The organism is Phycisphaeraceae bacterium (assembly GCA_019636795.1).
Lineage (GTDB): Bacteria > Planctomycetota > Phycisphaerae > Phycisphaerales > UBA1924 > JAHBWW01.
Genome location: JAHBWW010000001.1, coordinates 45,268 through 58,835 on the forward strand (window position 1 = coordinate 45,268; position 13,568 = coordinate 58,835).

General features: G+C 62.3%; 8 protein-coding genes. 7 read left to right on the forward strand and 1 reads right to left on the reverse strand.

What is annotated here, in order from left to right; translation table 11 throughout:
- The first annotated feature begins 96 nt into the window (after nucleotides 1-96).
- The 5 genes from KF757_00210 to KF757_00230 are packed head-to-tail and all read left to right on the forward strand — an operon-like array spanning nucleotide 97 to nucleotide 7,008.
- On the forward strand, nucleotides 97-3,702 hold the full coding sequence (locus tag KF757_00210; protein ID MBX3321389.1) for a hypothetical protein: 3,606 nt from the start codon (nucleotides 97-99) through the stop codon (nucleotides 3,700-3,702).
- Complete coding sequence (locus KF757_00215) at nucleotides 3,699-4,385, forward strand: hypothetical protein (protein MBX3321390.1); 687 nt, start codon at nucleotides 3,699-3,701, stop codon at nucleotides 4,383-4,385. Before KF757_00210 ends, KF757_00215 begins: the two co-directional genes overlap by 4 nt.
- Nucleotides 4,382-5,476, forward strand: coding sequence for a terpene cyclase/mutase family protein (locus KF757_00220; GenBank protein ID MBX3321391.1), 1,095 nt, complete (start codon nucleotides 4,382-4,384; stop codon nucleotides 5,474-5,476). Before KF757_00215 ends, KF757_00220 begins: the two co-directional genes overlap by 4 nt.
- 8 nt (nucleotides 5,477-5,484) lie before the next feature.
- Nucleotides 5,485-6,735: a hypothetical protein gene (locus KF757_00225; GenBank protein MBX3321392.1), complete on the forward strand. Its 1,251-nt coding sequence runs from the start codon at nucleotides 5,485-5,487 to the stop codon at nucleotides 6,733-6,735.
- Between the two features lie 30 nt (nucleotides 6,736-6,765).
- Nucleotides 6,766-7,008 (forward strand): NINE protein, encoded by a 243-nt coding sequence (locus KF757_00230; protein ID MBX3321393.1) that lies wholly within the window; start codon nucleotides 6,766-6,768, stop codon nucleotides 7,006-7,008.
- A gap of 17 nt (nucleotides 7,009-7,025) precedes the next feature.
- Here the strand turns inward: KF757_00230 and KF757_00235 are convergent, their stop codons facing one another.
- Nucleotides 7,026-8,384: an amidohydrolase family protein gene (locus KF757_00235; protein ID MBX3321394.1), complete on the reverse strand. Its 1,359-nt coding sequence runs from the start codon at nucleotides 8,382-8,384 to the stop codon at nucleotides 7,026-7,028.
- Nucleotides 8,385-8,479: 95 nt separating this feature from the next.
- Here KF757_00235 and KF757_00240 point away from each other — a divergent pair, with 95 nt between their 5' ends.
- Nucleotides 8,480-10,126 carry an efflux RND transporter periplasmic adaptor subunit gene (locus KF757_00240; protein MBX3321395.1) on the forward strand — a complete coding sequence of 549 codons (1,647 nt, stop codon included), beginning with the start codon at nucleotides 8,480-8,482 and terminating at the stop codon, nucleotides 10,124-10,126.
- Nucleotides 10,123-13,524 (forward strand): efflux RND transporter permease subunit, encoded by a 3,402-nt coding sequence (locus KF757_00245; protein MBX3321396.1) that lies wholly within the window; start codon nucleotides 10,123-10,125, stop codon nucleotides 13,522-13,524. Before KF757_00240 ends, KF757_00245 begins: the two co-directional genes overlap by 4 nt.
- The last annotated feature ends 44 nt before the right edge of the window (nucleotides 13,525-13,568 follow it).

Below are 13,568 nucleotides of genomic sequence, written 5' to 3' on the forward strand. Positions count from 1 at the left end.
GTGATGCCGATAGGGGATGATGGGACGTTCGGACTTTTGTTTGGGGAACCCGCGCGGGGGGAATGGGAATAGACATAAGTAAGGATGGAGACCGACGTGAACGAGGCGGAAGAAACCCGGGTTGAGGCGTTGCGATCGCTGGAGCGGTCGTTGCACACGATTCGGGTGCGGGCGCGGGTCCTGCTGGTTTCGCGGGTGCTGCTGCTGGGTGTGGCGTGTGCAGTGGCGGCGGTGATGGTCGGAGCGATTGCGGATTTTGTGTTGCGTTCGCCCATGGCGGTGCGGGTGGTGGGGTTGTGCGCGGCGTTGGTGGTGGGGGTGTGGGGATTTCTTCGTTTTGTGTGGCCTGCGGTGAAGTTCAATCCCTCGTTGTGTGAGCTCGCGCTGCGTGTCGAACGGCAACCCTTGGGCGAGGGGGGCGAACTGCGTGGGTTGCTGGCGTCGGCGCTGGAATTGGCGGACGAAGAGAGACACGGGCATGAATCGGCGGAGATGCGGGCGGCGGTGATAGCTGAGGCACTTCGGCGGTGGGATGACGGGTCGAAGGTGCGTGTGTTTCGCAAGAGGCCTGCGCTGCGGGCAGCGGGGATCTTTGGCGCGACGATGGTTGTGCTGATGCTGAGCGTGGTGGTGCAGCCGACGCTTTCGCGTATTGGTGCTGAGCGCATGCTCATGCCTTGGACTGGGGTTGACTGGCCCAAGCGGCAGTGGGCGGTGGATATCACGTCGACGGAAACGCACGCGATTGACACGGCCTTGCCGATGCGGAGCGCGATTGTGCGAACGAACCGGGGGCAAGGCAAGACGCCGGTGCGTGTGCGCTATCGCGGGGTGGTTGAGGATCAAGTGGGGGCTTGGCGGACGAGCGCGCTGACGGGACAGGATCGCCGGGTTGATCTTTCGCCTTATGGAATTCGACAAACTGGTTCTGGCGAGTTGTATGAGCGCCTGCTGGACCCGATGGAGGTTTTGGCGACGACTGGCGCGACGGCTGAGGGCGGGTGGATCGAGTATCAGTATCTGACGGAGGATGATGAGACGGTGGTGCGTCGCGTGCGTGTGGTTTCGCCGCCGGCGATTGCGTCGGCGATGGTGCGGATCGTGCCGCCGGAGTATGCGCTGCCTGACGCGGCGGTGGCGGGATTCGCGGCGAGTGATGGGCGCGACCTGGGGCGGGGACAGGATGAGCGTGCGGTGGTCAGCCGGGTGCTTGCGGGTTCGCGGGTCGAGATGACGATTCTTTCGAACAAGGAACTGCCGATTGCGCTCGGTGGTCGATTGGCGGATTGGCTTGAGCCTCTGCGCGAGCGGTCGCAGGACGTGACGGTGGATCATGTGGGCAAGCGCATTGTGATCGGCGCGACGCTGGTCGAGTCGGTGAGGCTGCGTGTGGAATTGGTCGATGAGTTCGGGCTGCACAATCGTGATGATGCGGTGTTTTCGTTTGACGTGGTGAAGGATGGCCCGCCGGAGGTGGTGGTGGTCGAGCCCGGGTTCGATGAACAGTTGCTTGCGGGGGCGGTGGTTGGGCTGTCGGCCGAGGCGCGTGACGATCTTGGGCTGGTGGAATTGTCGATCGAGACGATGGTGGCGCGTCGGCTTGCGGGGTCGGAGGGCGGAGGGCCTGAAGCGAGCGGAGAGTGGCGTGAGCTCGATCGCGTGGAAGGGCGGCTGGGGCGTGAGGCGAGCGCGAAGGCTCAACTGAAAGTGGCTGAGTCGGGCGCGGCAGCGGGGGATGAGGTATGGGTGTCGAGCGTGGCGCGCGACACGCTGGGGCACGCAGGGTTCTCGGAGCGAAGCGAGGTGCGATCGACAATTCGGCGTTTGAGGATTATCAGCGAGACGGAGTTGCTCGAACAGATTCGGGCCGAGTTGTCCGGGCTTCGGCAGACGGCGATGCGACTTGACGAGCAGCAGGCGCGGCTGGCGCAACGACGGAGCGAACAGGGGGCGAGCGAGGCTCTTGCGCGGGAACAGGCGGAGTTGACGGACCGCATCGCGGCGCAGAGAGGAACTGTATCGAGGCTTGAACAACGTCGGCAGCGGAATGCGCTGGCGGACGGGGCGATCGAGGGGCTGTTGAGTGATGTTGGTGCGGCGATCGGAGAAGCAGCTTCGGCATCGGATGAAGCGGCTCAGGCGTTGGCGGAGGCGGGTGAAGACGATCGTGGGGCGGGTGAGGCCGAACAGCAACGTGTGCGCGATGAGCTCTCGAATCTGATTCGGCAACTGGATCGGGGCGAAGATGGATGGGTTGCGAGGCGTGCGCTCGAGCGCGTGGTGGAAGAGCAGCGTGCGCTGATTGAAGAGACACAACGGACGGGCTCGCGCATGATCGGGCGCGATCGCAGTGAACTATCGCCGACGGAGCGGACTGAACTGGATCGGATAGCGGATCGGCAGCGGCAGGCGGCGCGGCAGGCGGCGGAGGCCATTGAGGAGTTGTCGCAGCGCAGCGAACAGTTGAGGCAGGCCGATCCGTCGCAGGCGGCGGCGATGGCTGAGGCGTCACGGCAAGGGCGGCAGGAACAGGTGGCCCAGCAATTGGAAGAGGCTGCGGACAACATTCAGCAGAACCAGACTTCGAGTGCTCGAGGCGAACAGCAGCAGGCGCTCGAGGCCCTTGAGCGGATGCTCGATGAGATCAACAACGCGCAGCGGAACCGCAATGCGGCGCTGCTGCGGCAACTGGCGAGTCTGCTTGAGTCGATCGAGTCGCTTATTGAGGCGCAGGAGATTGAAATCGAGCGCCTTGCCGAGGCGCGGGTGAAGAGTGTTGCGGGGCTTGATCGCGGGATGATGCGTTTACGCGACAACACGCTTGCGGTGCAGGTTGAGGCGCGCGATCCGGAGCTGAGTGTGGTGGGCGGGCTGCTCGATGATGCGCAGATTGCTCAGGCGAGCGCGATTGCTGCGTTGCGGGCCGAGCCGCAGAATCTTGATGAGGCTGAGCGGCGTGAGCGCGAGAGCCTGTCGCGATTGCGTGAGGCGCGTGCGGAGGCGCAGAAGCTTGAGGAACAACTGGAGCAGCAGGAACGCGAACAGGTTATTCGTGAACTGCGCAGCGCGTACCGCGAGCAACTCGAACAGCAGATTGTGGTGAGCGATGAGTCGCGGCTGTTGGTGGGCGAGGTTTTATCGAGGCGCGATCGCGCGACGGCGCGCGGGCTTGGGCAGCGTCAGGAGACCATTCGCACTTCGTTGGATGATCTGCTCAAGGGCACGCAGGGGTTAGTGGATGCGGCTGTGTTTGAGTTTGCCCACCGCAGGCTGAATCGACTGACCGAGCGGGCTGCGAGCGATTTGTCGGCTGGCGAGGTGTCCACATCGACGATCCGTGCGCAGGCTGAAGCGGTGGAACTGCTGCGGGTGCTGGTTGAGGTGCTTTCGGACATGCCTTCACCTGATCGGGATTTTGATGAGGGTGCGGACGGTGCTGGTGGTGGGGGAGGCGGAGGAGGTGGCGGTGGAGGAGAGAATGAGCCTTTGCTTCCGCCGATGGCGGAGTTGAAGTTGCTTCGCTCGATGCAGGCGGTGGTTGCACTGCGGACGCGCGAACTGCATGATGTGGGCGGCGGGGCGGAGATCGAGGACCTTGCGGAGATGCAGGATGAACTGGCGCGTCAGGCGAAATCGCTGATCGAGCGAGTGCAACAGCAACAGCAGGGGCCGAGCCGGCCTCGAGAAGGAGGCTCGCCATGAGATGGACCATCGTGCTTCTTGCGGGGATGCTGATGGCGGGCGCTGGGTGGGCACAGGATTCTGACGAGCAGCCTCGGCCGAGCAGGGCGAGGATGCCGAGTCTGGAAGAGCTTCTGGGGCTTGAGGGCGCTTCGGCGCGCGAGGGCGAGGCGGGTCGCAGTGCGGTGGAGGAACTTCTGACGGACCCGAGCCGTGTGGCACTGGACCGCACGCTCACAGCGGAGGAAGCTCGCGAGCGATTGGCGCAGGCTGCGGACCTGATGGGGGACAGTGCAGAGCGATTGATGCGTGGGAAGGACACGGGTGTGCAGACGCAGAGGCTGCACGATGAGATCCTGAGCAGGCTTGATGAAGTCATTGCGTCGGCGCGCGAACAGGAAAACCAGCAGCGATCGAGACGGTCGTCGTCGAGTCAGCAACAGCAACAGCAACAACAGCAACAACAGCAGCAGCAAAGGCAACAGCAACAACAGCAGACGGGCGATCCGGATTCGGCGGAAGAAAGCCCGTCGAGGCAGGATGGCGATCTGCGGCCCGATGCACCTGCGGGGAGTGCGGCGTGGGGACGTCTGCCGGATCGTGTGCGCGATGCTCTGATCGAGGGCGTGTCGGATCGGTACAGTTCGCTGTACGAGAGGCTGACAGAGGCATATTACCGCAAACTGGCGGAGGATCGACGATGAAATGCGGGGCGTTGCGTTGGACTCAGGCGTGCAGTGTGTGTGCGCTGGCTGGGCTGGCGATGGCACAGGATGCCACCAACGGCAGCGGACAGCCCGAAGTGCGCGAGCGACAGAGTGCGGCGAATGTTGCGGCTGCGGACGAGATGACGCCGGCGATGGATCGTGCGGTCGAGCGCGGGCTTGCGTATCTGGCGAGCCAGCAGCAGCCGGACGGGTCGTTTGCGGGTGGACGATTTGGGCGTAATGTTGCGATAACGGCGTTGTGCAGCCTGGCGTTCATGGCTGACGGGCATGTGCCTGGGCGTGGAATTTATGGCGACGTGATCGATCGCGGGGTTGATTTTATTGTCGCCAACAGCGCGGAGAATGGGTTGATCGCTGCGGAGGCTGCCAATGGCCCGATGTATGGGCATGGGTTTGCGGCTTTATTTCTGGGCGAGGTGTATGGGATGACGCAGGGCGGGGGTGATACTGCGCGCGCGGCGCGCGTGCACGAAGCCCTGGTGAAGTCGGTGAGGCTCATCGAAAGAACGCAGAACGATGAGGGAGGCTGGCGCTACAACCCGGTGCCGTATGACGCGGATGTGAGCGTGACGATCTGCCAGATCATGGCGTTGAGGTCGGCGCGCAACGCCGGGATTGAGGTCTCCAAGGATGTGATCGACAAGGCGGTCGAGTATGTGCGGCGGTGCCAGAACCGCGATGGCGGATTCCGGTATCAGACGGATCTTGGCCCGAGCGCGTGGCCGAGGTCGGCAGCGGGTATTGCCAGTCTGTTTTATGCGGGCATCTATACGGATCAGGCGATTGATGCGGGGCTTGCGTATCTGCGTGATAATGCGTCGCCTGGTGATGCGCGGGTGTCGCGAGCGCACTATTTTTACGGGCATTACTATGCAGTGCAGGCGATGTATCTCGCGGGGGGGCAGGATTGGTCGGCATGGTGGCCTGCGATTCGCACCGAGTTGCTCGACACGCAGTTGTCGGACGGGAGTTGGGTGGATCGGAGTGTCGGCAGTTCGTACGGCACGTCGATGGCGCTGATCATCCTTCAGATGCCCAAGCGTTACCTTCCGATTTTTCAGAAATGAGGGTGCGCATGTTTTTTCGACGGATGGTTGTGGGTTTGATGGTGGCAGCGGGGATTGCACCCGCCGCGGATGACAGTGGCTGGATCATCTGGGATCGGGATCTGAACGTGACTCGCGGCAGGCTCGTGTCGCTCGGTGAATCTGGAGTTCAGATCGAAGATCGTGATGGAGTGCGGCATGTGTTGACGATGGACCGCATCGCGGCACTGGTGGACGCTGACCCGCAACACTGGACGGTGGAAAGTGGGAGTCTGAGCGACTTGCGCGTCGGATCGGGAGTGCCCGTTGCGCTCGAACTGACGGACGGGCAGCGATGGATGGGTCAGTGGCTTGAATCGGAGGCGGAGGCGGCGGAGGTGCTGCGCGTTCGGATCGTGCGCGTGGGCGAGATTGAGATTCCACTCGATCTCGTGGCGAGACTGGCGTTTCGCGAGCGAGAAGATGCAAGGCCGGCAAGATTGCCCGATGTTGACGTTGTGCACCTGGTCAATGGCGATCGGCTGCTGGGCACTGTGATTGGTGTCGGGCGCGAAGTGGAGATCGAGAGCGAAGGCAGCGTAGTGAGCGTACTGCGGAGCAGTGTTGCGGAGATCGAGTTTTCGAATCCGGCGTCGGTGGGGCCTCCGATGCGGGTGTGGCTATCGGGGTCGCGTGTGTTTGGTGCGGCGGCAATAACGGGGATTGGGCTTTCCGATGCTGCCATTCGGGCGGTGGGTCCGAAGTGGGGGAGGCAGGAGGCGGCGACGATTGGCGCGGTGCGGCTGTGGGAGCCCGAGCGCGATTCTGTTGTCGTCGGCATGGAGTTTGTGCCCGCACAGTTGGTTGCGTGGTCGTCGCTGCCGATCGCTTCGGTCGTTCCCGAGGCGGGGCGACGCTGGACGCGCGATGTAGAGCGAGTAGAGCCCTCGAAACTTGGGAGTCAGACTTTGCGGCTTTCTGGTCCGATGGCGGTGACGTGGCGTCTGCCGCCGCACGGGCAGCGAGCCAGCGGCGTGTTCTCACTCGGGGAAGGGGCGGGCGAATGGGCGGACTGCGTTGTGCGCGTCGAACAGGGCGGAAACGTGCGGTGGGAGTCGCGTCTGCGGCCAAGCGAGGCAACCGCAGCGTTCACGATCGATCTGGCGGGTGACCGCGAGATCACGGTGCGGGTGGTGTCAGGGGCGTTTGGACCGATCCAAAATGAGATCGAGTTGCGATGGGGATGGGTGCTGGTGCCGAGTGCTGACGAAAGTGACGGGCGGACACTCCCAAGAAGGTGATGGGGCCATGGCCTCTGAAGGGAGCGCACGATGCATACGCCTAAGGAACCTGCGATTGGATACCTGTTGTGGCTGTTGGGGCTGATTGGATTTTGTGGGATTCACCGGTTCTACATGGGCAAGTGGGTGACGGGCCTGCTGTGGTTCTTCACGCTTGGGCTGCTTGGAATCGGTCAGTTGATTGACCTGATCCTGATTCCGTCGATGGCGGCTTCAACGAATTGGCGCCATGCGGTGCGCGGAAGGCTTGTGGGTCAGCCTTTGCCGGCGTGAGGAATCCGGGCGACGCTTCAAGGGTTGCGCTGATCGAGTGCATCGAGTTGGCGGTACTTCTCGATGTACTTGTCGCGCAGTTGTGTCTGCTTGTTGGACAGGTCAATGTGTCGGCCATCGATGAAGGCGTGTGCGACATTGGTTGTGATTTCGAGGGGGCTGCCATCGGTGATGATGATGGTGGCTGCCTTGCCGGGTTCGAGTGAACCGAGCAGATGCCCCACGCCGAGAATCTGTGCGGGGGCGAGTGTGATGGCGCGAATGGCGACATGCGGGTCGAGGCCGTGGGCGACCGCCATCGCGGCGTCGTAAGGGAGATTGCGAACGTTGGCATCGGTGTCGGCGGGCGCGAAGCACCAGGCGACTCCGGCGGCTTCGAGGCGAGCGGGATGAGTGAAGGCTTCGTTGTGGTCGGCGTCGGCACGGCGCGGGAAGCCGAGCGGGTCGGTCAGGATGACTGGGACGTTGTGTTCTTTGAGCAAATCTGAGCAGAGGTGGGCATCGCGTCCGCCGACGATGACTGGCCGAAGCTCGCTGGCCAAAGCCCACTCGACAGCGGACGTGATGGCGCTGAGTTCGGACGCGGCGATGAAGACCGGGCGTTGTTCGTGGCCTGAGCGGAGTTGAGGCTCGACGGCTTCGAGCCGAAGATCGATGGTGCGATTTTCCTGTGCGTGGGAGTGGTAAGAGCGTGCGTGAGCAAAGAAATCGGAGATGGTGCGCAGGCGGTCCTTGGCGCGATCGTTAGCGTCGGGCTTGCCGGTCCAGCGGTTGGGTGCGCGGTAGGTTTGTGGCCAGTTGATGCAGAGGCCGGCGGCATCGAGGATGGTCAGATCTTCACACGTCCAGCCGTCAAGACGGATGACGGACGCGCGGCCTGGGATTAGCCCGCCTGCGGGGAAGACGGCGGCGGTGAGGACGCCGTTCGTGCGGGCGACGGGAATGAGAGTTGAATCAGGATTGATGCTGACGGCGGCGCGGACTTCGGGTGTGATGTCTCCGACTTCGCGTGTGTCGCGCATGGCGCGAACGGCGGAGATTTCGGTGAGGCCGAGCTCGGTCTTGGCAGCGATGAGGCCGGGATAGATGTGGAAGCCCGAGACGTCAAGAGTCTGGGTGCCGGTCGGGAGGGGCGGGGCGGCGGAGCGCGGGCCGATGTAGGTGATTCGGCCATTTTCGAAAAGGAGCATCGCATTGTCAATGTGTGGCGAAGAGATTGGGTGTGCCGTCGCCCCAATCAGCGCGATGGGGTGGGCTTGCGGCGGGGAGGCGGGAATCAGGTCTTGAGCGATTGCGGGAGTGAGCGAAACCAGAAAGGTCAAAAGGAGGCCGACGGCGCGCGAAGTGCTGGTGAAAAGCGTGGCATGGTTTTGCATGAGCGAAGTGTAAGGGATCATCGAAGGCGGAGAAGTCTGCGCGACTAAAGTATGGGCACGAAAATCGGACGGTGGGTGTGTGGCGGAGCGATCCCTTGCTGAATTGGCTGTCTCGCGTGATTCGTGTGGTGGTGGGGCTGGTGCTGCTGGCGACGGCGCTGGCGTTCTTTGCATGGATGGCGAGCGGGCGAGAGCAGCCGGAACTCAAGGCGGAGGTGATTTCGCCGCTGCTGGTGCGTGGGCTGGTCATCGAGCCTCAGGAAGTCAGCCGCACCTGGAATGGGTATGGCACAGCCCGGGCGATGGTGAGCGCCGATGTGGCGTCGGAAGTGGCGGCACGTGTGGTCGAGCGTCCGGAGTGGCTCGAACCGGGAGCGGAGGTCAGGGCGGGGCAGGTGCTGCTGCGGCTGGACCGGATTGACTTCGAGATTGCGGCTGCTGGCGCGCAACAGAGTATCGAATCGCTTGTGGCGCAGATCGAAGCGTTGACGATCGAAGCGGCATCGCTTGAGCGACAAATCGTACTGGCGGCGGAAGAGACAGAGATTGCGCGTCGAGACGCGCAGCGGGCGCGCGATGCTATCGAGCGTGGCGCGGGGAACTTGAGCGAGATCGACCAGTGGCTCAGCTCGCAGCGACGAGCCGAACGCTCGCTGGTTGCACTCGAGCAGCAGCGCGACTTGATTCCATCGCGCGTCCGCGATCTCGAGGCTCGCGTCGAATCGCAACGTGCGACACTACGGCAGGCTCAGGAAAATCTTTCGCGCACTGTGATCTCGTCACCGATTGATGGCGTGGTGCAGGACGTTGCTGTCAAAGCGGGCGAGTGGACGGCAACGGGGCGCACGGTGCTGCGGATCGTGGACCTGCGACGCATCGAGGTTCCGGTGAGGCTTGCTCCTGAGGCTGCTCAAACGGTGCGGCCCGGGGATGTTGCGGAGCTTCGACAGCGGGCCGAGAGCGAAATTTCATGGGTCGGGCGCGTTTCGCGCATTGCACCCGAGTCGGACGAACGCACGCGATCGATCGTGGCGTTTGTCGAAGTACAGCAGAGCGAGCCTCTCATCTTGAGGCCAGGGCAGTTTGTGGTGGTGTCGATTGAAGAGCAGGGCACATCGTTGCGAACGGTTGTGCCGAGACGGGCGATCCGAGGCGGGCGTGTCTTTGTGGCCACGAAGTCGGACGCACCGGAAGCGGCGATCTGGCCCGTCGCATCACGAATTGCCAATGCTATCGCGCGCCGTATCGCGGCGAGTTCATCGCTTGAGCAGGCTATCGAAACTGACCTTGATCTGCGTTTGCGCGAACACGCGCGGCTCGAAGTCGGGACCAGGGGTGATGAAATTGCGCAAGCTGCATCGCAACTCACGCGAGCGTGGATCGGCGAGGGCGGGTCGGAGTCACTGAGTCGCCAGATGATTGAATCGCTTGCTGCTGCTTTGACACCGGTTGTAGCCCAGTGGCTCCTCGCTACGGATCCGGCACTGCTGCCCGACTCGCTTCGGGATGATCTTGAAGTAGTACAGCGGTTGTCGGTTGCACATATGGTCGAAGTGGATATCGACTTTTCGGTTGAGACGTTGTTCGACACGCTCGACCCGATCGAAACACAATGGGCGATCGTGCGCCGTCGCGATGGGGAGTCGCTGGCGGGTTCGGTGCTGCTCGTGTCGAATCTGGAGCAGTTGGTCGAGGGCTCGCTGATTGAGATCGCGCTGCCGCAGAGCGAGGGGGCGCGGTGAGTCTTCCTTCGTTTGGTGTGCGCAATCCGGTCGTCGCTAATCTGACGATGTTCGCGATCATCGCGGCCGGGTTGATCTTTGGCCTGACGCTACGGCGGGAGTTCTTTCCGGAGGTCGCAGCTCGGCAGTTGATTGTGGTTGCGCCGTATCCTGGCGCGGCACCCGACGAGATCGAGCGAGCGCTGGCGATCAAAATCGAGGATCGTTTGGCCGATCTCAAAGGTGTCAAGGAGATCAACACGACGGTCAACGAAAGCCTCGCAACTGTGCGTATTGAGTTTCGTGAGGGCGTGGATATTGATGAAATGGTGGCTGAAGCCAAGCGTGAGATCGACGCCTTGCAGGATCTGCCCGATCAGGCCGACCGGATCACGATTTCGAAGATCGAGCCATTGCTTCCGGTCATCATTGTGACGATCTTCGGCGATGGCGACGAAATGTCTCTCAAGGCTGCGATCAGGCAGGTCGAGGATGATCTCAAGTCGATCCCCGGCATGGGTGATATTGCGATTGGTGGTGTGCGGCGCGACGAGATCGCTGTCGAGGTGCGGCCCGAGGCGATGCTGGAATATGGGCTGAGCCTGACCGATGTCGCTGATCGGATTCGCAGCGCGATGATTGAACTGCCCGGCGGGAGCGTGCGCTCGACCACGCAGACACTGGGTGTGCGCGCGGTGGGAGTCGAAGAGCGTGCGGCTGCGATTCGCGAGATCGTGGTGCAGGCTTCGGCGGGGGGATCGGTGGTCCGTCTGGCGGACATCGCAGATGTGCGAGATGCGTTCGTGGATCAGGACCGGCGGTTTCGATTCAATGGCAAGCCAACGGTTTCGGCGACGGTGTTCAAGAAGGGGGATCAGGACATCGTGAAGATGTCCGAGATTGTGAAGGCGTATGTGGCGGGGCGGCGTGGAGAGCCGCTGAAGATGACGCTGAGCGATCGGTTGATGGCTGGCGCGGGCGGCCAGGCCGGGGCTGCGTCTGCGCGCGTGCAGGCGTATCAACTGGGGGTGCAGCGTGGGCCCCCGCCGGGGGAGATTGCGACGACAACGGACCTTGCTCGTTTTGTCGTCGGGCGACTCGACTTGCTGACCCGCAATGCGCTCTGGGGCGGGATGCTTGTGTTCATCACGCTCGTGCTGTTGCTCAACTGGCGCGTGTCGTTCTGGGTTGCGGTGGGGTTGGTTATTTCGCTGCTTGGAACGCTTGTGGTGATGAGGGCTGCTGGAATCACGCTGAACCTTCTGACGATGTTCGGGCTGATTATCGTGATCGGAATTCTCGTTGACGATGCGATTGTGGTTGCTGAGAACATTACGGCCAAGCATGAGCAGGGCCTGTCATCGAGTCAGTCGGCGATCGAAGGAACGACGCAGGTGGCGTGGCCTGTGGTGGCGACGGTCCTGACGACGGTTGCGGCATTTCTGCCATTGGCGTTGATCGGCGGGAGCATCGGCGACTTCATGCGTGTGCTTCCGATTGTGGTGGCCTGCTCATTGTTCGTGTCGCTGATCGAGAGCCTGTTTATTCTTCCGGCGCATATGTCGCATTCGCTTCGTGCACGCGACACCAAGCACAGCGGCCTGCGCAAGGCACTCGGGTCGATCGAGAAGCGCTGCGATACAGCTCGCGATGCGCTGTTTTCGCGGTTCATCACGCCGCTGTACACCCGATCGTTGCGCGTCGCGTTGCGGCATCGCTACCTGAGCCTGATCGCTGTTGTTTCGATTGCCGTGGTTTCGGTCGGGCTGGTGGCGGGTGGGAAGCTTGAGTTCATTTTCTTCGAAACCGATGACAGTGAAACGTTGAACATCGAACTGCGCATGCCGGTCGGAACGCCAGTTTCGGAAACCGACAAGTACATACGGCTGATCGAAGCGGCGGTGGTCAAGCAGCCGGAAGTGTTGACTGTGTTTTCGCAATCGGGGGAGATCGGTGACATCGACGGGAGCGGCGGAGGTGCGTCGTCGGGGCATGTCGGGCAACTCATACTTGAGCTGCGGCCCGTGGAAGAGCGACTGAGGCTCGACCAGCGCAAGAGCGAGGACGTGATGCTGTCGATCCGCTCGGAAGTCGGCGCGTTGCCAGGGATCAAGAGCCTGCGGATGCGTGGAGTCTCGGGCGGCCCTGGTGGGGCCAATCTGACGTTCACGGTTACGGGGCGCGACCGCGAACAGATCATGGTGGCTGTGGATCGGATGCAGCATCGTCTTGCAGAGTTTGCCGGCGTCTTTGACATCTCGAACGATACTGATTCGGGTCAGCGTGAGTTGCGATTCACGCTTCGCGATGGCGCGACGGAGCTGGGTTTTACGCGTGCCACGCTCGGCCGACAGATTCAGGGTGCGGTGTTCGGGATCGATGCTTACACGTTTGCGGGGTTTCGCGAGGATGTGGATGTGCGCGTGATGTTGCCGCGAGCGATCCGACAGAGCGAAGAGGCGATCGAGAATCTGCATGTCTTTACGCCCGCGGGTGTCCCGGTGCAGATCAAGGACGTGGCGCACATTGAAGAGAGGGAATCGTTCTCGACGTTGCGTCGGCTTGATCGCAGGCGCGCTGTGACCGTGACGGCAGATGTTGACCGCGGAGTCGGTGCGAACCCTGAGTCTATTGCGGCAAACCTTCAGCCATTCCTTCGTCAACTGGAGCGAGAGCACCCTGGCGTGCGAATTCTGGAGCGTGGGCGGCAAAAGGACTTCGCCGAGTCGATGAGCACGTTGCCTCTGGGCATGCTGGTGGCGTGCGGGTTGATTTATCTTGTTCTGGCGTGGCTTTTTGCGTCGTATGTGCAGCCTCTGGTCGTGATGAGCGCGATTCCATTTGCGACAATCGGAATGATCTGGGGACACTTCGTTCTGGGCTATGACCTGACATTTCTGTCGCTGATCGGTTTTGTGGCGCTTACCGGCGTCGTCGTGAATGACTCATTGATTTTCATGGAGTTCTTCAATGGTGAACGCCGACGAGGGCTTGGCGTCGTGGAAGCATCGATCGCAGCGGGTCGGGCGCGCATTCGCGCGATTCTGCTCACAACGATCACGACGGTTCTGGGATTGATGCCGCTGATTCTCGAGAAGAGTTTTCAAGCGCGGTTTCTCGTGCCGATGGCCATCACGATCTCGGGCGGATTGATCTCTGCAACGGTGATTATTCTGATGCTCCTGCCGTGTCTGCTGCTGATTGTCGATGACTGCAAGCGCCTGCTGCGTGCGCTCTGGACGGGCACCTGGACTCCCTCGCCCGACCCGATGGGGGTTCTGGTCGGAAGTGTCCCGACGCGGCACAACGCAACCGGGACAGGAGATTTCAGCGCCAAAGCCGATTCGAACGCTCCAGTCGCAAAAGGCACGGAATCGCGTGAGGCGCTCGATTCCGGTGAAGTGCGCGATACGGAGTGAGTGCTCGCTGGTGATACAAGCGTGTCGCTGGGAGTGTTGCGAAG